The sequence below is a fragment of the Synechococcus sp. Lug-A genome, assembly GCF_024345655.1.
In the GTDB taxonomy this organism is placed as follows: domain Bacteria; phylum Cyanobacteriota; class Cyanobacteriia; order PCC-6307; family Cyanobiaceae; genus MW101C3.
On the sequence record NZ_JAGQBN010000018.1, the window covers coordinates 1 to 21,759 of the forward strand.

The following is a 21,759-nucleotide window of genomic DNA, read 5'->3' on the forward strand; positions in this document are numbered from 1 at the left end:
GGGGGGGACAATCCCCGCCAGCACGTGCTGGCAATGGTTGGCATCGATCACCTGCTCCCCTGTGATCGGCTGGCGCCCGCCGTTGGCCAGCGTGGCCGCCATCACGGCCAGGTCGGCACTGGTGACCCGCAGCGAGCATTGACGGGTGTAGAGATCGGTGGCCTCTTCCGGATCCCACCAGAGGCGCTGCTGAGCGCTCAGCAGGCTGGCGATGCCGGTATTGCGTCGGTTGGTAGCCAGCTCGGAGCTGTACACCTCTTCATCCACCTCCAGTGGCCGGCCGGCGAAGCGGGAGAAGCCGGCCTCGATGAAGGCCCACTTCTCCTCGGGCGTGGTGCCTGGAGCCAGGCTGGTGGCGGCGATGGCGCCGGCATTCACCATCGGATTGGAGAGCCCTTCGCTGCTCCGCTCCACCGCCAGCACCGAATTGAAGGGCAGGCCGGTGCTGTTCACCCCCAGTTTTTCGCGGGCTTCGTCTTCACCGATCGCCTGGCAGATGAGCGCGAACTGAAACGGCTTCGAGATGCTCTGGATGCTGAAGGAGGCGCGGGAATCGCCCGCTTCGATCAGCTGCCCGCCGCAGCCGGCCACGCAGATGCCGAACTGCTCGGCATTGGCGGCGGCCAGGGCGGGGATGTAATCGGCCACCTTGCCCTCTCGCACCGGCGCAAAGCGCTGATGCGCCTCCAGCACCAGTGCCTCCACCACCTCGGCGGAGGGCAGGTGGCCGGTGGAGATCCACTCGGAAACGGTGTGCATGGGTGAACGGCTGGTGGTGGGGCGGTGGCGACTGGCGCGTCAGGCCGTGTCCTGGTTCTGCTCCCAGACGAAGCTGGGCAGCCGGTGCAGGGCTTCCCGCTGGGCGCTGCTCCAGGTGTCGATCATGGCGGCCAGTTCCGGCGCCTCCGCCTCGAAGGTGACGCGATGGGCCACCGTGTGCTTGTTGCGGGGCACGATCGCCAGCTCAAACGGCGGGCCAACGGTGAGGTTGGAGCGGTGGGTGAGTACTTCCGAGATCAGGCAGAGCCGGGCGGCATCCTCCAGCGACAGATTGGTGGAGCCCACATTGTCGAGCGGCGGCTTGCCGTACTTCGATTCACCGATCTGGAGATAGGGGGTCTGCGGCGTGGCCATCACCGCATTCCCCTGGGGGTACACCATGAACAGGCCGTGGGGTTCAGTGCCGATCTGCCCGCCCAGGATGAAGGTGGCCTCGGCACTGGTGCCCGCCTGCTGCAGAGCGGCCCGGTGCTTCTCCTGCACCGCCACGCTCACCGCGCCGATGTAGTTGGCCGCTTCGAACAGGTAGTGGCAGGAACGCAGGCCCTCACCAGTGCTGGCTTGGCTAGCGATCTCCTGGTCAAGGTCGCGCTGGATGTGGTTCACCACCGCCTGAGTGGTGGCGAGATTGCCGGCGGCCAGCAGCACGAACAGCCGATCGGAGGCCGGCTGAAACACATACATCTTGCTATAGCTGGAAATATAATCAACTCCGGCATTCGTGCGGGAATCAGAAGCAAAAACCAACCCTTTCTCCAGCCAGTAACCGATGCAATAGGTCACCTTGAATGGTCTGCAAGAGCAGCAAAACCCTAGCGTCGAGGGAGATGTGAGCCACAGGACATCGCCAAGATTCCGCCGCTGTGCTCAGCGATCCGCCCAGCCCACGGTCTGGCACCCAAACGGTCACCTGCCGGCCAGCCGTGGCGGCTCCGCACAGGCGCGGGCAGGATGGGGGCCTTCCAACCGTGACCAATGACCCAGGCCGGTGCGCGTCGCAGGTCAAAGCGTCCCGCCAGGGGCGCCGACGCCGATTCCGCCGGCCGCTCCGGCGCACGAACCCCCGGCGCCCGCCCGCCGGCCCAGCCCCCTATTCCCGGCTGGACGCTGGCGCTGGTGGCGGGAGTTGCCTTCGGGCTCGGCTACGGCCTCACCGGGCGCCTGCTCGATCTCCGTCCCGATGGCACGGCCCGCCTCGGTGAGGGTTTTGAGGTGAGGCCCACTCCTGGCACCAGCCTGGAGAGCCTGCGCATGCGCTTCGGCACCCCCAGCGAGGCGGTCGAAGACCTGGGCCTGCTGGAGCAGGAGCAGCGCCGCCGCGAGGAACAGGAGAAGCGCGAGGCTGCGGCCCGGGCCACCCCGGCGCCCGCCGACCCGAAGGCCAGCACCCGCGAGGAGCCGGTGCCGGAAGCGCCGCTGTTGCCAGCCGAGCCGCCACCTCCTTCCGATTCGGTGATCACGCCCAGTGAGCCGCCGGCGGCGGCGGATCCCAACGGCACAACGCCTTGATCTGCCACAGTTTCGCCAACCAACGGCCCCCGCATGAGCGCGCCCCAATCCATCGTTCAGGCCGCCATCAACAGGTTGGGTGCCCGGCTTGGCAGCAGCCTGGTGGAAACCGCCGCAGCCCTGGCGGTGCTTGCCCAGGAGGCGCCCGAGCGACTGCGCCAGGAATGGAGCCTCTTCCTGGAAGAGGTGGAGGCGGAGGCGGAGCGGCTGGAAACCGATCCGGCGGCTGGGTCGGCGTCGGCATCAGGCGCTGCTTCCGGCGCCATGGACGCGCAGTCGGTGGCCACTGCCGCCTGGGGCACGCCTCAGGAGCAGATCGATGCCCTGCGGGCCCAGGTGGCGCGCCTGTCGCGCCGCCTTGAGGACCGGCCCTGATGGGGCGCCTGCTGCAAGGGTGGCGGGGCCTGTCCCGTTCGTTGCGCATCTGGCGCGGCGTGCTGCAGCTGTTGGCAGGGCTGTGGCTGGATGGCCGGGCCTGGTCGTACCGGGGTAAGGGGCCGCCGAGCGCGGAGCATCGGGCTGTGCGTCAGCGCCAGCGTGCCCGCTGGCTCACCAACGAGCTGCTCAGCCTGGGATCGGCCTTCATCAAGTTGGGCCAGCTGCTCTCGGCTCGCCCCGATGTGCTGCCCGCCGGCTGGGTGGAGGAGTTGGCGCACCTGCAAGACAGGGTGCCCGCTTTCCCCTTCGCCACCGTGCAGCGGCTGCTGGAGGAGGAACTGGGCGAGCGCTGCAATGAGATCATCGATCTGGCGGAGCTGCCGCTCGGCTCCGCCAGCCTGGCCCAGGTGCACCGCGCCAGCCTGCGCAGCGGTCGCCAGGTGGTGTTCAAGATCCAGCGGCCGGGGCTGGAGCGGCTGTTCCGGCTCGATCTGGAGGTGATGCAGCAGGTGGCGGCGGTGCTGCAGCGCCATCCCCGCTGGGGCCAGGGCCGTGACTGGGTCTCGATCGCTCAGGAATGCCGGCGCGTGTTACTGCGGGAACTCGACTTTCGCCTCGAAGCTGAACATGCCGCCCGCTTCCGCCAGCAGTTTCTGGATGATCCCGGCATCCGTATTCCGGCGGTGATCTGGGAACTGAGCACCCGCCGGGTGCTCTGCCTCGATTATCTCCCCGGCATCAAGATCAACGACCGCCCCGCCTTGGTTGAGGCGGGTATCGATCCTGCGGCGGTGGCGGAAAAGGGGGCGGCCAGTTATCTCCAGCAGCTGGTGCGTTTCGGCTTTTTCCACGCCGATCCCCATCCCGGCAACCTGGCGGTGGCCAGCGATGGCGCCCTCATCTATTACGACTTCGGCATGATGGGCCAGCTCTCCTCGCGCCTGCGCGGGCGGCTGGGCCGCATGGTGCGGGCCGCTGCCGCCCGCGACGCCGGCGCCCTCGTGGAAGAGATGCAGGGGGCGGGCGTGATCGCCGCCGGCATCGACGCCGGCCCGGTGCGGCGCCTGGTGCGGGTGATGCTCACTGAGGCGCTGACGCCGCCTTTCTCCGCCAATGTGCTGGAGAAGCTCTCCGGCGACCTCTACGACCTGGTGTATGGCCAGCCGTTCCGCCTGCCGGCGGAGCTGATCTTCGTGATGCGCGCCCTCTCCACCTTCGAGGGGGTCGGCCGCAGCCTCGACCCCACCTTTAGCCTGGTGGCCATTGCCCGCCCTTACCTCCTCCCCCTGATGACCTCCGGCGGCACTGGACCCAACGATTTCCTCGGCGAACTGGGCCGCCAGGCCGGCGAGCTCAGCAGCCGCGCGCTGGGTCTGCCCCGCCGCCTGGAAGACAGCCTTTCACGTCTGGAGCAGGGAGATCTCCAGGTGCAGATGCGTGCCGGCGAAACCGACCGCATCCTGCGCCGCCTCGCCACCGCCCAGCAGGCGGCAGGTCAGTCGTTCTTGCTCGGAGGCTTGGCGGTGTCTGCGGCCTTGCTGGCCGCCAGCGCCAGGCCGGCCCTGGTGGCGGTGCCGTTGGTGGCGGCGTTGCCGGTCACGCTCAGTTGGCTGAAGCTGCAGGGCCGCCTGCGTCGCGATGGACGCCTGGAAAAACTTCCCGGCGCAGGCGGGTAGATGAACGGCGCAGCCGGTGATGAAGCTATCGGTGAAGATGCTTCAATCGGCACCCTGCTTTCTTGATCGTTCGGAAGGATTTGGGGCTCAGCGATAGAGCCGCTGTTCCTCTGTTCGAAGGGTCGATCTACGTTCCAGTTGAGGTTGAGCCTGTTTGCCGCACGTGGTGTTTGCCGCACTTGGTGGATGGGTTCATCTTTGGAGAAGGCCGGTTTCAAGTGAGTAACCATGAGTCGGAAGGCTGTGTGTAGTCAGGCTCTTGCTTCCAGTCATGATGTTGTCAATTGCGCCTGGTGCATGGCTCGTTGACACTCAACATGAACATCGTGTTCACGTCTTGTGTCTTAGGCAAGGCATTGCAATCTCGATGTGTGGACCCTGTTGCTCCAGCAGTTCTGCCGAATCCGATCAAGCGGAAGTCGTGACACAGCCAGGGCGAGGCCGAACATCCGGCTTGATCGTCCAGACGATTCAGACGCCGCTCCCTCTCTATTCGCGCTCAGCCCCGGCCGCGCGGGCCCCGGTCTTCAGCGCCGGCGTAGATCGCCTGGCTGCCCAGTTCGTCTTCGATGCGCAGCAGGCGGTTGTATTTCGCCACGCGCTCGCTGCGGCTGAGTGAACCGGTCTTGATCTGGCCGGCACGGGTGGCCACCGCCAGGTCGGCGATGGTGGTGTCTTCGGTTTCGCCGCTGCGGTGGCTGATCACGCTGGTGTAACCCGCCCGACCCGCCAGGTCGATCGCCTGCAGGGTTTCGGTGAGTGAACCGATCTGGTTCACCTTGATCAGGATCGAATTGGCGATGCCCTGCTCAATGCCCCGCTGCAGGCGGGTGGTGTTGGTCACGAACAGGTCGTCGCCCACCAGCTGCACGCGCCCGCCCAGCCGTTGGGTGAGCAGGGCCCAGCCCTCCCAGTCGTCTTCGGCGAGGCCATCCTCGATCGACACGATCGGATAGCGGCTCACCAGCTTTTCGAGCTGATCCACCATCTCGGTGGCGCTGTAGCTGCCGCCGCCGAAGGCATAGAGCCCGTTCTTGTAGAACTCCGTGCTGGCCACATCCAGGGCCAGGGAAATCTGCTCACCCGGCTTGTAGCCGGCCTTCTCGATCGCCTGCACCAGCAGGGCGCCGGCGGCGTCGTTGCTTTCCAGATCCGGCGCGAAGCCACCTTCGTCGCCCACCGCCGTGGACAGCCCCTGGGCGCTCAGCAGGCCCTTGAGCGTGTGGAACACCTCAGCGCCCATGCGCAGCGCCTCGCGGAAGCTGGGGGCACCGTGCGGCACCAGCATGAATTCCTGGAAATCCATGTTGTTGGCGGCGTGGGCACCGCCGTTGATCACGTTCATCAGCGGCACCGGCAGCAGCGTGGCCATCGGGCCACCCAGATAGCGGTAGAGCGGCAGGCCCACACCGTTGGCCGCCGCCCGTGCCACCGCCAGGCTCACGGCCAGCACCGCATTGGCCCCCAGGGCCGATTTGTTGTCGCTGCCATCGAGTTCGGCCATGGCGCCATCCACCGTGACCTGCTCCAGGGCGCTCAACCCACAGAGCGCCGGTGCGATCTTCTCTTCGATGTTGGTGACGGCCTGCAGCACGCCCTTGCCGAAGTAGCGGCTGCCGCCATCACGCAGTTCATGGGCTTCATGGGCACCGGTGCTGGCCCCGCTGGGCACGATCGCGTGGCCCTCGGCGCCGCCTTCGAGCCGCACCTCCGCTTCCACGGTGGGGGTGCCGCGGGAATCGAGCACCTCACGGGCAACGATGGAGTCGATCACGAGGTCGAGGGTGTCGATCACGATGGCCTCGGGGCAAACGGGTACGCGTGCGGATCTTATGGGGCACCCCCTCCCCCCGCGGCGTGCTGGTTGGCACAGCACTGGCTCCTGGCTAGGTTCACCGCGCGGTGGCACACGGCCAGAATGGGGCGATCCCGCTCACCGTTGATGCGTCTGCTGCACACCATGCTCCGGGTGGGCGATCTGGAGCGCTCCCTCGCCTTCTATACCGAGGTGCTGGGTATGCGACTGCTGCGCCGGCGTGAGTACCCCGCCGGCCGCTTCACCCTGGCCTTCGTGGGCTACGGCGACGAGAGCGACACCACGGCGCTCGAGCTCACCCACAACTGGGACACCAGCAGCTACGAGATCGGCACCGGCTACGGCCACATCGCCATCGGTGTCGAAGACATTTACGGCACCTGCGCCGCCATCGCCGGCAAAGGGGGCCGCGTTGTGCGCGAGCCGGGGCCGATGCAGCACGGCAGCACCGTGATCGCCTTCGTGGAGGACCCTGACGGCTACAAGGTGGAGCTGATCCAGCGGCCCGCTGCTGCGGGGGCCGATGCAGCCGCCTGAGCGTTACCCCGACACCGCTGCCGCCGCCGCCGCCTCGCCGCCGGCCAGCCTCACGGCCGACCCCGACCGCTTCAGCGAGGCGGCCTGGGAGCTGCTGCTGGCCGGCCAGGATCAGGCCCGCCGCTGGCGCCATGGCCAGCTGGATGTGGAACACCTGCTGCAGGTGCTCTTCCAGGACCCGCGCTATGCCCCCTGGATCGATCCGCTGCCGCTGGATGCCGATCGCCTGCTCGATCGCATCGAGGCTTTCTGCGCCGACCAACCGGGTGCCGCCGGGGAGGAGCTGTTCGTCGGCGACGCCCTCGAGGATCTGCTGGAGGCGGCCGATCGACGCCGTGCTGGCTGGGGCTCCCGCCTGATCGACGTGCCCCATCTTCTGCTGGCCCTGCTGGATGAGCCCCGCATCGGCGGCAGCCTGCTGGCCGCTGAGGGCCTGAGCGAGGAACGCCTGCTGCGCCTGTTGCGGCCTGAGGCTGGCAGTGGAGCCCGCCGCCTGGCCGTCCCATCCGCACGCGTGACGGTCGCTGATGCCGCGTCTACCCGCGCCGCAACGGCTGAGGCGGAGCGGGAAGACGGCGGGGAGGGAGAGGCTGACGACTGGATCGACGCCGCCCCCCCGGTGCCCTTCCCTTACCAGGGCGCCAGCCGCACTGGGGCTCAGGCTGCCCCTGCGGCCGCTCGCTCCGCTGCCCCCGCCGCTCCTCCGGCCACGCGCCCCATGGGCTCTGGCTCCGTCCGGGCGATCCCTGCGGCTGTCCCGGCCACCGGCCCGGCTCCCAGTGCAGCTCCCGAGGCCGACGGCGGTTCCGATGGCCTGCGGCTGGAGGTCGAGCCCTCTGCTCTCGAGCAGTACGGCCGCGACCTCACCGCCGCCGCCCGCGCCGGCCTGCTGGATCCGGTGATCGGCCGCGACACCGAAATCCGCCGCCTGATCCAGGTGCTCTCGCGCCGCGGCAAGAACAACCCGGTGCTGATCGGTGAGCCGGGCGTGGGCAAGACCGCCATCGCCGAGCTGCTGGCCCAGCGGATCGTGGCCGGCGAAGTGCCCGATTCGCTCAAGGGGATCCGCCTGATCGGCCTCGATCTCGGTGCCCTGATTGCCGGCGCCAAGTTCCGCGGGCAGTTCGAGGAACGGCTGCGCAGCGTGCTGGCGGAAGTGAGCGACCCCGATGCGGGCGTGGTGCTGTTCATCGACGAGCTGCACACCGTGGTGAGCACTGACCGCTCCAGCGCCGACGCCGGCAGCATCCTCAAACCAGCCCTCGCCCGCGGCGACCTGCGCTGCATCGGCGCCACCACTCCCGAGGACTACCGCCGCACGGTGGAGAAGGATCCGGCCCTCAACCGCCGCTTCCAGCAGGTGGTGATCCGGGAGCCCAACCTGGAAGTGAGCCTGCAGATCCTGCGCGGCCTGAAGGAGCGCTACGAGCTGCACCACGGCGTCACCATCACCGACGGCGCCCTGGTGGCGGCCACCCGTCTCGCCGATCGCTACATCGCCGATCGCTGCCTCCCGGACAAGGCGATCGACCTGATCGACGAGGCCGCCGCTCAGCTGCGCATGGAGGTCACCTCCAAGCCCCAGGTGGTGGAGATGGCCGAGGCTGAGCTGCGCCGCGTGGAGCTGGCCCTGCTTGCGGCCGAAGCCGCCCCGCTGGCCGAACGACTGCAGCGCCAGGAGGAGCGTCGCCTCGCCCTGGCCCGGCTGCAGGAGCTGCAGCACCGCTGGCAGGCGGAGCGGGAGCGGCTGGCCGAGCTGCGCGAGCTGCTCCAGCAGGACGAAGACCTGCGCCACGCCATCGCCGAAGCCGAGCGCGACGGTGATCTGGAGGAGGCGGCCCGTCTGCAGTACGACCAGCTCCACGGCGTGCAGCAGCGGCGCAACGCCCTCGAGGACGAGCTGCAGAGCGCCCAGCAGGGCGGGCTGGCTCTGCTGCGGGAGCAGGTGGAGGAGGGCGACATCGCCGATGTGGTGGCCCGCTGGACCGGCATCCCCATGCAGCGGCTGCTGGCCGGCGAACGCCAGAAGCTGCTGGAGCTGGAAGCACGGCTGGGGGAACGGGTGATCGGCCAGCCCGAGGCCGTCGCGGCCGTGGCGGCGGCGATCCGCCGTGCCCGGGCCGGCATGCAGGATCCGCGTCGGCCGGTGGGCTCCTTCCTGTTCCTCGGCCCCACCGGTGTCGGCAAGACGGAACTGGCCAAGGCGCTGGCGGCAGCGCTCTTCGATGAGGAGGAGGCGCTGGTGCGCCTCGATATGAGTGAGTTCATGGAGCGCAATGCCGTGGCTCGCCTGCTGGGGGCTCCGCCCGGCTATGTGGGCTACGAGGAGGGCGGCCAGCTCACCGAGGCGGTGCGGCGCCGGCCCTACGCCGTGTTGTTGCTGGATGAAGTGGAGAAGGCCCACCCTGAGGTGTTCAACCTGCTGCTGCAGGTGCTCGACGACGGGCGGCTCACCGATTCCCAGGGGCGCACCGTCGACTTCCGCAACACCGTGGTGGTGATGACCAGCAACCTGGCCAGCCGCGCCATCCTGGAGCGGGCCCGTGCCGGTGCCGCCGCTGGTGCCCCTGAGGCCTCGCCGCCGGATGTCCTGGCACTGGATGCCGCCCTCGATGCGGCCGTGGAGCGGGCGCTGGCCTCCCAGTTCCGGCCCGAATTCCTCAACCGCATCGATGAGGTGATCCGCTTCCGTCCGCTGGCTGCCACCGACCTGGAGCGCATCGTGCGCCTGCAGCTGGCTGATCTGGCCACCCTGCTGGCGGAGCAGCGCTTGCAGCTGCAGGTGGAGGACGGGGTGGTGGCCTGCCTGGCGCTCCAGGGCTATGAGCCGGAGTACGGCGCCCGGCCACTGCGGCGCCTGTTGCGGCGCAGCGTGGAGAATCCGCTGGCCACTGAGCTGCTGGCCGACCACTTCAGCGGCGCCTGGGGCGTGCGGGTGAGCCTGGCGGATGCGGCCGAGGGCGACCCGGCGGCCCGCTTTAGCTTCACGCCGCTGGCCGGGGCCGGCAGTGACGTCCGGTAGGGTGTCTGTTTGCCGGTTCGTGCGATCGCACCGGTGCGCAGGCCACCGTGGAATCCCCTACCCGCTCCACCACCACCGAAACCTTGCCTGAGGCAGAGCCCACGCCGCCGGCAGGGGCGGCAGCCACGGGCTTTTTCCCCTCGCTGCTGGAAGAGCTGCGCAAGGTGGTCTGGCCCAGCCGCCAGCAACTGTTCAGCGAATCGGTGGCGGTGATCCTGATGGTGGGCCTGTCGGCTGCCTCGATCGCCGCGATCGATCGCCTCTTCGGCTGGCTGTCCTCCCAGATCTTCCGCTGATCCTCCCGCCCCGCATTCCCCACGCCGCCTCGTCGTCCTTTCCTCAACCTCGTGTCAGAAGCCGAACTCGCCCCTGCTGATCTCGCTGCCGTCGATCTCACCGACGCTGACGCCCTGAGCGCTGCGGCGGTCGACCTGGCAGCCGTCGACCCGGTAGCTGTCGATCCGGCCGCCGCCGCTGAAGCCGAGGCCAAGCCGCAGGTGGCCCGCTGGTACGCAGTGCAGGTGGCCTCCAGCTGCGAGAAGAAGGTCAAGGCCACCCTGGAGCAGCGGGCGATCACCCTGGGCGTCAGTAACCGCATCCTCGAGATCGAGATCCCGCAGACGCCTGCCATCAAGCTCAAGAAAGACGGCAGCCGACAGTCCACCGAGGAGAAGGTGTTCCCCGGTTACGTGCTGGTGCGCATGGTGCTCGACGAAGACACGATGATGGCGGTGCGGAGCACCCCGAACGTGATCAACTTCGTGGGGGCCGAAGAGCGCCGCGCCACCGGCCGTGCCCGTGGCCACATCAAGCCCCGGCCCCTCACCCGGCCCGAGGTGGAGCGCATCTTCAAGCGCGCCGCTGAGAAGAAGCCACTGGTGAAGGTCGACATCACCGAGGGGGATCAGATCCTCGTGACCGCGGGTCCGTTCAAGGATTTCCAGGGCGAGGTGATCGAAGTGTCGGGAGAGCGCAGCAAGCTCAAGGCTCTGCTCTCGATCTTCGGCCGGGAAACCCCGGTGGAGCTCGAGTTCTCCCAGATCAGCAAGCAGAGCTGATCACCAGCGGCCGCCTCCCTGCGGAGGGTGGCCCTGGGTGTGTTCACCGCCTGCGGCGGACACACCACACCGCCGCTCCCCGCGAACGGCGATCCGCACACCTCCCCTCGGGGAGATCCTGTCCAGCCCACCGGGGCGTACGCCCCCATCTCCCGCGAGGGAGTTTCCGTTCCCCAGACCAGCCGATGGCCAAGAAAGTCGTAGCCGTGATCAAGCTGGCCCTCAATGCCGGCAAAGCCAACCCTGCTCCGCCCGTGGGCCCCGCCCTCGGTCAGCACGGCGTCAACATCATGGCGTTCTGCAAGGAGTACAACGCCCGCACCCAGGACAAAGCCGGGTATGTGATCCCGGTGGAGATCTCGGTCTTTGAAGACCGCAGCTTCACCTTCATCACCAAGACCCCGCCGGCGTCGGTGCTGATCTCCAAGGCTGCCGGGATTCCCAAAGGTGCCGCCACTTCCGCCAAGGGAGATGCCGGTGCCATCAGTCGCGCCCAGCTCGAGGAGATCGCCAAGACCAAGCTCCCCGACCTCAACACCAGCAGTGTCGAGGCGGCCATGCGCATCATCGAAGGCACCGCCCGCAACATGGGCGTCGCCGTCCGCGACTGAAGGCCCCCGGCCTGATGTCGCCACTGGCCGAGGCCCCTGCGCCGGATCCAGTTCCCTGCTCCTTTCCTTTTCACCCCACCCGGGGGAGACCCAGGGCCCGGGCCTCATGCGCCCGCCGGCTCCGTCGCCCGCACCCCAACTCCCACCATGCCGAACCCTTCCAAGCGTTACACCGCCCTGGCCGAAGCGGTCAAAGACCAGGCCTACGAGCCTCTCGAGGCCATTGAGCTCGTCAAGGCCAACGCCACCGCGAAATTCGACGAAACGATCGAGGCCCACGCCCGCCTCGGCATTGACCCCAAGTACACCGACCAGCAGCTCCGCACCACGGTCGCCCTGCCGAACGGCACGGGTCAGAGCATCCGCATTGCCGTGATCGCCCGTGGTGAGAAGGTCGCCGAAGCCAAGGCTGCCGGCGCCGACCTCGCCGGTGATGAGGATCTGGTGGAGTCGATCGCCGGCGGCCAGATCGACTTCGACCTGCTGATCGCCACCCCGGACATGATGCCCAAGGTGGCCAAGCTGGGCCGTGTGCTCGGTCCGCGCGGCTTGATGCCGAACCCCAAGGCCGGCACCGTGGCCACCGACCTCGCCGCCGCCATCAATGAATTCAAGGCCGGCAAACTGGAATTCCGTGCTGACCGCACCGGCATCGTGCACGTGCGCTTCGGCAAGGCCAGCTTCAGCACCGAGAAGCTGCTGGAGAACCTCAAGGCACTGCAGGAAGTGATCGACCGCCAGAAACCCAGCGGTGCCAAGGGTCGCTACTGGAAGAGCCTCTATCTCACCTCCACCATGGGTCCGTCGGTGCAGGTGGATGTCACCGTGCTGCAGGACATCAAGCGCGACAGCTGAGCGCCGAGGGCCCGGAAGCGGGCAGGTTTCCGGTGTAGGCTGATCCACTGGCTTGTCCAGAGGGCACGCGCCCAACCCAAGACAGCAGGTGAGCGATCGAGTTTCCGGGAAACCTTCCGGGAGTCCGTTTGTTCATAAGTCCTGCCGAGGTGCTCGCGGAAGGTTTGGCACTCCGGTTCCCGGTGGTGCGAATCGTCAGGCGGCCTCGTCGCGCCCCCGTTTGAAACGGGGGCGGGTCCGTCACTCCAAACGCCCCAGCGGTGCTGGCCTTTGCGGGCCGCCACCTTCAAGGAGCGGCACTTCGAGTGAGGGGCTTCAGGGGCCGCGGGCCCGGCTTGTTCCCACCGATTCGTTCCACTCCTATGGGCCGCAAACTGGAGAGCAAGCAACAGATCGTCGAAGAGCTCAAAGGGCTCCTCGGTGCATCGGAAATGGCACTGGTCCTTGATTTCAAGGGCCTGTCGATCAAGGAGATGTCCGACCTGCGCACCCGCCTGCGGGCCAGCAACGGCATCTGCAAGGTGACCAAAAACACCTTGATGCGCCGAGCGATCGATGGAAACAGTGCCTGGTCGGAACTTGATTCCCTGCTCACCGGCACCAACGCGTTCGTCCTGATCAAGGGCGACGTCGGCACTGCCGTCAAGGCCGTTCAGTCCTTCCAGAAGGACACGAAGAAGTCGGAAGTGAAAGGAGGCCTTTTCGAAGGCAAGCTCCTGTCCCAGAACGACGTCAAGGCCATCGGTGAGCTGCCCTCCAAGGAGGTGCTGCTGGCGCAGATCGCAGGTGCGATCAACGCCGTGGCCACCAAGCTGGCTGTGGGCATCAACGAAGTTCCGTCCGGTCTTGCCCGAGCGCTCAAGCAGCACGCCGATTCCGGCGAAGGCTGACCGCCGACTGCGGCGATTCCTGGAGTCGTCGCTCCCCATTCACCCGATCTGTTGCTGAATCTCAACCATGTCCGCCACCACTGACTCCATCCTCGAGTCGCTCAAAACCCTCTCCCTGCTGGAAGCTTCCGAGCTCGTCAAGCAGATCGAAGAAGCCTTCGGCGTGTCCGCCGCCGCTTCCGCCGGCGCCGTGATGATGGCGGCTCCTGCCGCTGCCGCTGAGGCCGTCGAAGAGCAAACCGAATTCGATGCCGTGCTCGACGGCTTCGACGCTGCTTCCAAGATCAAGGTGCTCAAGGCCGTCCGTGAAGTCACGGGCCTCGGCCTCGGCGAAGCCAAGGCTCTCGTCGAAGCGGCTCCCAAGGCCATCAAGGAAGGCGTCTCCAAAGACGAAGCCGAAGCCATCAAGAAGGCCATCGAAGAAGTGGGCGGCAAGGTCACCGTCAAGTGATCTCCGGGGGTGGCCGTTCGGCTGCCCCAACCCGCTTGCTTCCGGCCTTTTCTCCCTGGCCCGATCGGCCTCAACGGCCCGGCTGGCCTTCGGGCTCCCTCCCGGGTTCCGTCTGCTTACCCATTTCATCTTGAAGCCAGCCCCCGAGGCTGGCTTTTTTGTGGGCGTGATCTGCTGGCCCCCTCGGCTGGAGCGGCTTGCTTGGCCGGCCGTCCTGAAGCAGCTTGGCCTCCCCAGCCGCCGCGGAACCGTCAAGACAAAAAAAAGCCCCGCCGAAGGCAGGGCTTTAGAGGTGGGACGTTTCAGGGAGTCTGTCCTTGTTTCGACCCTTGAAGGTCGCCCCTCACCCCTCACACCCCCGAACGTTAACGCTGCTGATAAGGGGGGAGTGGGGGAATGGGTCGCTGGTTCAACTGTCACCGCGGCTGTTGCTGCTCCTTTCGTAGCCGCCCCCATCCCCTCGGTGTTCACTCCTCGAACGGCACCACCTGCAGGGCGATCGGTCCCTCGGTTTCTTCGTAGGAGGGCCTGCTGTCGTCCCTGCGGCCCAGCAGTGGGCGTTGGCGGCCGGCCACGAGCGAGCCCCTTGCCTGAGCGGCCCGTGCCAGCAGGTCCTCCAGCGGCGTGCCGTTGGCGAAATACACGTGGCTGAGGGTCTGGTTGCCGAAGGCGCGGCGGTTGAGCTGCCAGTCGGGCTCCAGGGTGATGGCCACAAAGGCATCCCGATCGCGCAGCGGCACGGTGCCGCGCCCCACGACCAGGGTGGTGGTTTCCGTGGGGCTCATCGCCTGCAGCTGAAGCTCCTGGCCCACCTGCCGCAGCCGCAGGCGGTAGCGGCTGGCCAGATCCTGGTCGGCGACCCGCAGCGAGTAGCCGTTGCTGTCGAGATAACGGCTGCAGATGCCGGTGAAATCGAAGCGGTTGAGGGAGGGATCCACCAGGCCATCCGGCCGCTGTTCCCAGCACAGGGGCCGGGGTGCCAGTTGCTCGAGCACCAGCAGCGACCAGTCGGCCGAGCCCACCGGCTTGGCCAGCACCGCAAAGCGGGAGGCATCCACAGGCACGCTGTTGAACACGCCCTGGGCCAGGGCCACGGAACTGTTCACGGCAGGGGCGGCGGCCATCGCCAGACCGAGTCCCGCCAGGGCCAGGTAAGTTCGCTTCATGATCGTGTGCGTCCTGGCCCGAGGGGGATCCAATGTTTACCGAACTTTTCGCCTGACGCCCAGTGGGTGCTGAGCCGGTGCGGGTGGTGGCAGCGGCCTGTGATGGGGCCTGCAGTGGCAACCCGGGCCCAGGGGGCTGGGGGGCACTGCTGCGCTTCGAAGACGGCAGCATGATCGAACTGGGGGGCGCGGATCCGGCCACCACGAACAACCGCATGGAACTGACGGCGGCCCTGGCGGTGCTGGAGCGCCTGCGCGAGCTGCCACGCCACCCGGATCTGCGACTGCGCACCGACAGCCGCTACCTCATCGATGGCCTGCAGCGCTGGATGGCTGGCTGGAAGCGCAAGGGCTGGCGCACCGCCTCGGGCAGCCCGGTGCTCAACAAGGACCTCTGGGAAGCGCTGGATCGGGCCCGGCTGCCGGATGTGCCGCTCGTGCACGTGCGCGGCCACAGCGGCGACCCCGACAACGACCGCTGCGACGTGATCGCCGTGGCCTTTTCCCGCGGCGGCAGACCTGCCCTGGCCGGGCGCGCTGCCGCAGGCGCCGCTCCTCTTGTTGCTTCTGTTCCTCCACCGGCCACCTCAGCACCCGCGTCCAGTGACCCCCTTGCTGCCGGCACCCCTGCTGACGACCCTGCGCCACCGGCACTGACCGCCTTGCTCAGCCGCCTGGAACTGGCGGACCGGTTGGCGGACGGCGGGTTTACCCTCTCGGCAGCCGAGCTGGCCCAGCTGGTGGATCTTCCCCTCGCCCGTTTGGCCGAGCGTCCCGGCGACTGGGTCTGGCGCGATTGGCACGTCCGCTCGCTCGACCAATGTCGCTGGCGCCTGGAGCGTCGTTGATGGAACCCCCCATGGCATCGGCCCCGCCCCTGTCAAGCACCGAAGCGCTCTACCGGCGCTGGGTCGGTCCGTTGCTCGCCCGCGATGACGGGGCCGACGCCGAACAGCTCACCCAGCTCACTCTCACCGCCTTGGGGCTGGCCTCCCGGCGCCGGCACTGGCCACTGGTGTCGGGCAGCCTGGCGGGCCTGGGGGCGGAATTGCAGCGGCCGGATCTCCGCCTCGAGCAGACCCTGTTCGGTTGCCGCTTCGCCAATCCGCTGGGCCTGGCGGCCGGCTTTGACAAGAACGCGGTGGCGGCTGGCATCTGGCACCTGTTCGGCTTCGGTTTCGCCGAGCTCGGCACGATCACCTGGCACGGTCAGCCCGGCAATCCGCGGCCCCGCCTGTTCCGCCTCTCGCAGGAGCGGGCCGCCCTCAACCGGATGGGTTTCAACAACAACGGCGCTGTGGCCGCCAAACGCACCCTGGAAGAGCAGCACCTGCCGCCGGCCGGGCAACGTCCGGCCGTGCTTGGCCTCAACCTGGGCAAATCCAGGATCACCTCGCTCGAGCGCGCCCCCGACGACTACGCCTCCACGCTGGAGCTGCTGGCCCCGCTGGCCGATTACGCGGTGATCAATGTGAGCTCTCCCAACACCCCGGGGCTGCGGGACCTGCAGGACGCCACCCAGCTGCGACGGCTGGTGGAACGGTTGCGCCGCCTGCCAGGTTGCCCGCCCCTGCTGGTGAAGATCGCTCCTGATCTGGAAGACGACGCCATCGACACGATCGCGCGGTTGGCTTATCAGGAGGGGCTGGCTGGCGTGATCGCCGTGAACACCAGCTTGAACCGTCTGGGCCTGGAGAAGCGCCGCCTCGCGCAGACCGGACGCACCCTGGAGGAGGAGGCCGGTGGCCTGAGTGGCGCCCCGCTGCGTGGCCGTGCGCTGGAGGTGCTGCGCCGGCTGCGGGCCACGGCTGGACCAGCCTTGCCACTGGTGGGGGTGGGTGGCATCGACTCGCCTGAATCCGCCTGGGAGCGCATCACGGCGGGGGCGTCGTTGATTCAGCTGTACACCGGTTGGATCTACGCCGGGCCTGCACTTGTGCCAACCATCCTTGAAGGCCTCCAGCAGCAACTCGACCGCCACGGCTGCCGCCATATCGGCGAAGCGGTGGGCAGCGGTTTGCCTTACCTGAGCGCCTAGCGAGCGATTCGGTGCGTCGGCGGAAGTCTGCCGATACGATTCGCGCATCTTTTCGTCGCCGATCTTGGTTCTCGCTGGCTTGCAAGAACGGCTGCGGCCTCTGACGGCCCGTCTGTTCCCTCCCCGCCTCCTGCTGGTGCTGGAAGACGAGCAAGTCACCTTGATGCATTTGAAGGGAGCCACCTACCCGCCCACAGGCACTTTGCTGCGCACTGTGCCGTTGCCACGCGGCACCTGCAGCGGTGGCCAACCTCAGCAGAAAGCGGCCCTTGGGGACCTGATCGGTGATCTGGTGGTGGAGCTCAACTTGATGGGGGCGGAGGTGGTGGCGGCCTTGCCCGCCGCTGCCTGCACGCTCCGGGTGGTGGAGTGGCCCTATGACGACTGGCCTGAGCAGCCCGACCTGGCGCTGCGGGAGTTGAACCCGGATCTGGGGCTCCCATTCCCAATGAGCCAGACCTACATCACTCTTGGGCCTCTCCCCTCGCGGGATCCATCCCGCCCCCCCACCTCACTGGTGGCCATCGGCCAGCGCGCCATGATCCAGGCCTGGGTGGAGGTGTTCTCCATTGCCGCCTTGGATCTTGTCTGCCTTGAGCCCGCCCAGGTTGTGACGCTGCGGGCGTTGGATCCTCTGATTGCTGCGGCTCCTGCCGGCGAACTGATGGTGTTGCTCGAGCTCCGTGGGGACAGTGCCGATCTGTTGCTGGTTCGTGATGGCATCCCCGAATTCAGCCGGCGGGTCACAGCAGGCGCCATGTCGATCGAAAGGGAGCTGCGTACCTGTCTGGCGTTCTGGCAGCGCCGGGATCCGAGCATGACGTCCGTGCGGGTGCTGGTTTACGGCCCCGCTCAAGATTGCGCGAAGGTTTCCGATACGCTCTCGCCGACACCGTCGTGGAGCGTGGAAATCGTCGACCCCCTGCAGCAAAGGTGGCTGAGCATTGTCGGCACCGAGAACGATCCTGACCCTTCCGCTGCCGACGCGGTCGGTGGAGCGTCCCTGGTGCGGATGTGCGGCCTGGCTGCCGGAGACCTGTCCCGATGAGCGCCTCCTTACCCCCCATTGACCTGCTGCGCGAACGCCGGGTTGAACTGGGCCTGCCAGCGGATGGGCCACCACCTCTTGACGCTCGGCGCCTACTGCTGATCGGCGCCGCCGTCGGTGGTGGCCTGGTGGTGGTGATGCTGGCCGTTTCGCTGCTGCTGCGGATTCAGCAGCAGATGATCTCTCAGGAATTGGAGCGTCTCGCACCGGTGCGGGGGCAGGTGGCCCAGCTGGAGCAGGAACTGGCCGCCGAGAAGGCCGCCAATGACAAAACCCGCGCCAGCAACGCGTCCCTGGCCGGCGGACTGGTCACACTGCGCTCCGGTTCGGCGCTGATGACGGATGTGAGCCAGCGCACCCCTCGCGGCCTGCAGCTGACCCAACTCACGGTGGAGAAGCAGGCCCTCTTGATCAAAGGCCGCAGCGCTGATCCGGGTGCGTTTGAGCGCATCAATGCTCTGGTGCTCCAACTCCAGGGCTCACCCCTGCTGGATCCGAGCCAGATCACCCTGGCCAGAGCAAGCCGGCCCTCAGCTGGAGGGTCAGGGTCGAGCCCAGAGGCCAATCTGGTGGCCTTTGAAATTTCTGCGGGCTTCCGCGCTACGGCCGAATCACTCAACCAGCGCCTGGCCTTGCTGCAGAGCCTCGGCGCTGAAGGCCTCGCCTTGCGGCTGCAGAAGCTCCGCCGTGAGGGAGTGCTGCCATGACGAACCTCCAGGAAGGCATCAAACCGCCATCCCCTGCCTTGCGGATCGGACTGCTGGCGGGTCTCCCGATCGCCGCCGGTGCCCTGCTCTCAGCACTGGTGTTCTTCGGCGGGGTCTGGCAGCCCTAGAGCAGCCTGCGCCAAGACCAGGTCCAGCTTGATGAATTGCGCGAGATGGAGCGCCGTCTTCCCCTGCTGCGAGTTCAGCGGCTGCGCCAGATCGAGGACACCGAAAAAATCCGCAAGCAGCAGAGCAACCTTCTGCAGCTCATCGCCGGCAGCGGCGATTTCGATACCTTCATGGCGCAGCTCAACCGGGAAGCGAGTGCTTCCGGAATCCAGCTGGATGTGTTTGAACCCGTTGCCCCGCCTGCCGCACCGGCGGCTGCCGAGGGCGCCCCTCCCGCATCGGGCCAACCGGCCCAAGGGAAGGCTGCCGCCGACCCCAATGCTCCGCCGCCCCCGCCCCAGGACCCATTGGAAGCCAGTGGCCTGGTGAAAGCGACGACCCTGCTCAGTGCCCGCGGGCGTTATCCCAACCTGCTTGATTTCCTGCGCCGGTTGGAGCGTCTGGGGCTGCTGGTTGTGCAGAGCGATCTGAACGTGGCGCTTCGAGAGGCAAGTGCCCCTGCTGGAGCTAATTCACCTCCACTTGCTGATCTCAAGCTCAATCTCTCTCTCTATCGAGAGGGAGATCCAGCGCCCAAGCCGCCTAAGCCGCCCAAGCCCGCTCAGCCCACGACGCCCTGATTTCCCCATTCATGCCCACCGCGTCGCACACGTTCACTTCTACACATAAGATCCCCCAACGATGAAATTTGCGGAGAACCGGTCAGTGCGACGAGTTGGAAGTCTGGCTCTTTCGGCAGCCTTTCCAGTGCTGACCCTTTTGCCGGTTGCCGAAGCCATGGCAGCGCCCGCCCAGGTGGGCCCATTTCAGCCGGGGACTCCTGCCGCCGGAACGAACCCTCCCGCCAGCCAGTCCGGCTCAGTGGAGCTGAAGATCCGCCGCCTGCCCGATTCGGTGGAGTTTGTGATCGAAGGCACCGGTGCAGCTCCGCAGCTGCAGCAGTTCACCAACAACCGGGGCTGGGAGGGGCAAATCCTCCTCACCGGTCCAAACAGCCTGCGGCGTGGCCCCCAGAGGGTGAGCCTGCCGGATCTGGGCTTCGAGACGGTGAGCCTTGAAGGCGAAGGCACCCGCTTCTTCCTGCAGGTGTCTCCGAGTCGTGGGGGTTCCATGCCTCGCCCGGTGGTGAGCGCAGACGGCCGCAACCTGATCCTCACCTTCCCCGCTCCCCGCCAGGGTTCCACCCAGACCGGCCGGCTTGACCTCAATACACCGGGCCGGGTGGATCAGGCGCGCTTTGCGCCGCCGCTACAACCCAGGGCGGTGGCACCGCCGGTGGGCGACATGGCCGTCGGCAGCATGCTCCTGCGCAACCGCAGCTTCATGAATCTGCGGGGTCCGAGTGTGACCATGACCCTCCGCAATGCCCCGGCGAAAGACGCGCTGATGGCCGTGGCCCAGATGGGGGGCTATGGCTTCGTTTACCTAGACCCCTCGACACCAGATGTAGAAATCACAAGGTCCACGGGAAATCAAGCCCAGCAAAGCACTGAGAAGTTTGTCACGCCTGGACAAGATGCGCGTCGAGTTACAATATCATTTCGAAATGAATCCTACGCAAAGGCGATTAACTCAATTGTTCTGGCGTCTGGACTTCAGGCGAAGTTAGAGGGGAATGTAATTATTGCAGGGAAGGATGCGCTGAGCAAAACCTTCGGATCTCAGCTCTCCAAGGTCTACCGGCTGAATCAGGCGTCAGCCAACTCCGCTGCTGACTACCTGGCGAGCCTCGGGGCCACGATCAACAAGACGTTCACCACCACATCCACCTCCAGCGAGGTGGCTTCCACAGGCACACCGGCGAACAACACGGCCGCTTCCACCGCCACGACTGCCACCACCACGCAGATCAACTCCTTCGGCGCCAGCCAGGGGCCTTTGGTGGGGCTGATCGGCACCACCGACACCAGGCTCGGCACCATCACCCTGGTGGGGGAAAGCTCTCTGGTGGCGATCGCTGAGGCCTATCTCAAGCAGCTGGATCTGCGCCAGCGGCAGGTGGCCCTTGCGGTGCGCATCCTTGATATCAACCTGGAGAACTCCCAGGATATCGCCAACAGCTTTGCGTTCCGCTGGGGTAATAACTTCATCGTCAATGACAATGGCCAACTGCTGGGTGCATTCGGGTCGCGGCTCCCGCCCACGGCTGGTGATTTCCGGCGCGGTGTTCCTAGCGACCTGGCAGTTGAACTCACGCCTGCCCAAGGCACAACACCGGGACAAGTTCAGGTTGAGGGCAGTAACCTTCCAGGGCTGGTGGCCACTGGTGCGGCAGCATTGAATGGCGGTCGGTCGGTCGGCGCTGCCATAACCGATGGCTTCCGGCGGAATCCCGGCCAGAATTTCCCGCAAGACAACTTCTTCGACTTTATTCAGGCCCAGATCGTTTCGCGCAACACCAAGCTGATCGCAAGTCCCACGTTGATCCTGCAAGAAAATCCCTCCCGCCTGCGTGATGGCGGCCAAGGCGGGGGTGATAGCGGCAGCTCCAACCAGGGCCTTGATGCCTACACGATCGATTCGCCCATTGCCCGCAGCCGTGCCAACGAATCAGTCGTGCGGGTGGGCACCAATGTGATCACCAATGTTGAGGTGGAGCAGCAGGAAAATGGTGGTACCCAATGCACGTTGGAACTCTCGACAGCTGGTCTGGTGCTGGGCGCCCGCGTCGAGAAAATCGATGACAACGGCTTTGTGACCTTCTCACTTTCCCCCAGTATTTCCGCCGTCACCGACTCGGTGCCGGGCCCACCTTCCTGCACCAGCGAAGTGAGCATTCTCAGCGTGCGGCGGCTGGACACCGGCGCTCTGCGGGTCCGCGACGGCCAGACCCTGATTCTCACCGGTGTGATTTCCGATGTGGACATCGCCGAGGTAACAAAATGGCCCATTCTTGGTGATCTTCCCTTGGTCGGTCAGTTCTTCCGCGGCTCCTCCAACCGACGAGAAAAGCGTGAGTTGGTGATTATGGTGACGCCGCGAATCATCTCCGACAATGACGGCGCCACCTTCGGCTATGGCTTCCAGCCCTCTACGCCGGAATCCCGCCAGTTCATGAGCAACCCGCAGTGAAACCGCAGCGGTGAGG

The 21,759-nt window shown here is 66.8% G+C and carries 22 protein-coding genes; 18 read left to right on the forward strand and 4 right to left on the reverse strand.

Features of this window, described 5'->3' with window-relative positions:
* Together KBY86_RS12640 and KBY86_RS12645 are read right to left on the reverse strand one after the other, a co-directional pair.
* A partial coding sequence (locus KBY86_RS12640) for a glutaminase (protein ID WP_255141333.1) occupies window positions 1-759 on the reverse strand: 759 nt, incomplete at its 3' end.
* A gap of 39 nt (window positions 760-798) precedes the next feature.
* The gene (locus KBY86_RS12645; protein WP_255141335.1) at window positions 799-1,563 is read right to left on the reverse strand and encodes a 20S proteasome subunit A/B; all 765 of its coding nucleotides are present in this window, start codon (window positions 1,561-1,563) and stop codon (window positions 799-801) included.
* 192 nt (window positions 1,564-1,755) lie between these two features.
* Here KBY86_RS12645 and KBY86_RS12650 point away from each other — a divergent pair, with 192 nt between their 5' ends.
* Genes KBY86_RS12650 through KBY86_RS12660 form a run of 3 tightly spaced genes read left to right on the forward strand, consistent with a single transcriptional unit; the run spans window position 1,756 to window position 4,343 of the window.
* Window positions 1,756-2,289, forward strand: coding sequence for a hypothetical protein (locus tag KBY86_RS12650; RefSeq protein ID WP_255141336.1), 534 nt, complete (start codon window positions 1,756-1,758; stop codon window positions 2,287-2,289).
* A 33-nt stretch (window positions 2,290-2,322) separates the two neighbouring features.
* A complete protein-coding gene (locus KBY86_RS12655) occupies window positions 2,323-2,664 on the forward strand; it encodes a hypothetical protein (RefSeq protein ID WP_094512073.1) in 342 nt (113 codons plus the stop codon).
* Window positions 2,664-4,343 carry an AarF/ABC1/UbiB kinase family protein gene (locus tag KBY86_RS12660; RefSeq protein ID WP_255141338.1) on the forward strand — a complete coding sequence of 560 codons (1,680 nt, stop codon included), beginning with the start codon at window positions 2,664-2,666 and terminating at the stop codon, window positions 4,341-4,343. The genes KBY86_RS12655 and KBY86_RS12660 overlap by 1 nt, the downstream gene beginning before the upstream one ends.
* A gap of 499 nt (window positions 4,344-4,842) precedes the next feature.
* Here KBY86_RS12660 and eno read toward each other — a convergent pair whose 3' ends face one another.
* Window positions 4,843-6,138: a phosphopyruvate hydratase gene (gene eno / locus KBY86_RS12665; protein ID WP_094512066.1), complete on the reverse strand. Its 1,296-nt coding sequence runs from the start codon at window positions 6,136-6,138 to the stop codon at window positions 4,843-4,845.
* Window positions 6,139-6,285: 147 nt separating this feature from the next.
* Between eno and gloA the strand changes: the two genes are divergently transcribed.
* The 8 genes from gloA (at window position 6,286) to rplL (ending at window position 13,583) form a co-directional block, all read left to right on the forward strand.
* Window positions 6,286-6,696 carry a lactoylglutathione lyase gene (gene gloA, locus KBY86_RS12670; protein ID WP_094512063.1) on the forward strand — a complete coding sequence of 137 codons (411 nt, stop codon included), beginning with the start codon at window positions 6,286-6,288 and terminating at the stop codon, window positions 6,694-6,696.
* Window positions 6,683-9,718, forward strand: a complete 3,036-nt coding sequence (locus KBY86_RS12675) for an ATP-dependent Clp protease ATP-binding subunit (protein WP_255141340.1) — start codon at window positions 6,683-6,685, stop codon at window positions 9,716-9,718. The genes gloA and KBY86_RS12675 overlap by 14 nt, the downstream gene beginning before the upstream one ends.
* Before the next feature lie 47 nt (window positions 9,719-9,765).
* The gene (gene secE, locus KBY86_RS12680) at window positions 9,766-10,014 is read left to right on the forward strand and encodes a preprotein translocase subunit SecE (RefSeq protein WP_198948268.1); all 249 of its coding nucleotides are present in this window, start codon (window positions 9,766-9,768) and stop codon (window positions 10,012-10,014) included.
* Between the two features lie 135 nt (window positions 10,015-10,149).
* On the forward strand, window positions 10,150-10,776 hold the full coding sequence (nusG, locus tag KBY86_RS12685; RefSeq protein ID WP_369803010.1) for a transcription termination/antitermination protein NusG: 627 nt from the start codon (window positions 10,150-10,152) through the stop codon (window positions 10,774-10,776).
* Between the two features lie 185 nt (window positions 10,777-10,961).
* Window positions 10,962-11,387 (forward strand): 50S ribosomal protein L11, encoded by a 426-nt coding sequence (rplK, locus tag KBY86_RS12690; protein WP_094512052.1) that lies wholly within the window; start codon window positions 10,962-10,964, stop codon window positions 11,385-11,387.
* Between the two features lie 147 nt (window positions 11,388-11,534).
* The gene (rplA, locus tag KBY86_RS12695; protein ID WP_094512049.1) at window positions 11,535-12,242 is read left to right on the forward strand and encodes a 50S ribosomal protein L1; all 708 of its coding nucleotides are present in this window, start codon (window positions 11,535-11,537) and stop codon (window positions 12,240-12,242) included.
* Window positions 12,243-12,604: 362 nt separating this feature from the next.
* Window positions 12,605-13,132, forward strand: a complete 528-nt coding sequence (gene rplJ / locus KBY86_RS12700) for a 50S ribosomal protein L10 (protein WP_094512046.1) — start codon at window positions 12,605-12,607, stop codon at window positions 13,130-13,132.
* A gap of 67 nt (window positions 13,133-13,199) precedes the next feature.
* Window positions 13,200-13,583: a 50S ribosomal protein L7/L12 gene (gene rplL / locus KBY86_RS12705; RefSeq protein ID WP_094512042.1), complete on the forward strand. Its 384-nt coding sequence runs from the start codon at window positions 13,200-13,202 to the stop codon at window positions 13,581-13,583.
* Between the two features lie 467 nt (window positions 13,584-14,050).
* Here the strand turns inward: rplL and KBY86_RS12710 are convergent, their stop codons facing one another.
* Window positions 14,051-14,749 carry a DUF3747 domain-containing protein gene (locus tag KBY86_RS12710; RefSeq protein ID WP_094512039.1) on the reverse strand — a complete coding sequence of 233 codons (699 nt, stop codon included), beginning with the start codon at window positions 14,747-14,749 and terminating at the stop codon, window positions 14,051-14,053.
* 62 nt (window positions 14,750-14,811) lie between these two features.
* Between KBY86_RS12710 and KBY86_RS12715 the strand changes: the two genes are divergently transcribed.
* The 7 genes from KBY86_RS12715 (at window position 14,812) to KBY86_RS12745 (ending at window position 21,743) form a co-directional block, all read left to right on the forward strand.
* Window positions 14,812-15,597 (forward strand): ribonuclease H, encoded by a 786-nt coding sequence (locus KBY86_RS12715; protein WP_255141342.1) that lies wholly within the window; start codon window positions 14,812-14,814, stop codon window positions 15,595-15,597.
* Window positions 15,598-15,608: 11 nt separating this feature from the next.
* Window positions 15,609-16,787 carry a quinone-dependent dihydroorotate dehydrogenase gene (locus KBY86_RS12720; RefSeq protein WP_233132907.1) on the forward strand — a complete coding sequence of 393 codons (1,179 nt, stop codon included), beginning with the start codon at window positions 15,609-15,611 and terminating at the stop codon, window positions 16,785-16,787.
* Between the two features lie 79 nt (window positions 16,788-16,866).
* Window positions 16,867-17,835 (forward strand): hypothetical protein, encoded by a 969-nt coding sequence (locus KBY86_RS12725; RefSeq protein ID WP_255100178.1) that lies wholly within the window; start codon window positions 16,867-16,869, stop codon window positions 17,833-17,835.
* Window positions 17,832-18,542 (forward strand): PilN domain-containing protein, encoded by a 711-nt coding sequence (locus KBY86_RS12730; protein ID WP_255141343.1) that lies wholly within the window; start codon window positions 17,832-17,834, stop codon window positions 18,540-18,542. The genes KBY86_RS12725 and KBY86_RS12730 overlap by 4 nt, the downstream gene beginning before the upstream one ends.
* Window positions 18,539-18,670 (forward strand): hypothetical protein, encoded by a 132-nt coding sequence (locus KBY86_RS12735; protein WP_255141345.1) that lies wholly within the window; start codon window positions 18,539-18,541, stop codon window positions 18,668-18,670. Before KBY86_RS12730 ends, KBY86_RS12735 begins: the two co-directional genes overlap by 4 nt.
* Before the next feature lie 45 nt (window positions 18,671-18,715).
* Window positions 18,716-19,291 (forward strand): hypothetical protein, encoded by a 576-nt coding sequence (locus KBY86_RS12740; RefSeq protein WP_255141347.1) that lies wholly within the window; start codon window positions 18,716-18,718, stop codon window positions 19,289-19,291.
* A 61-nt stretch (window positions 19,292-19,352) separates the two neighbouring features.
* The gene (locus tag KBY86_RS12745; protein ID WP_255141349.1) at window positions 19,353-21,743 is read left to right on the forward strand and encodes a type II secretion system protein GspD; all 2,391 of its coding nucleotides are present in this window, start codon (window positions 19,353-19,355) and stop codon (window positions 21,741-21,743) included.
* The last annotated feature ends 16 nt before the right edge of the window (window positions 21,744-21,759 follow it).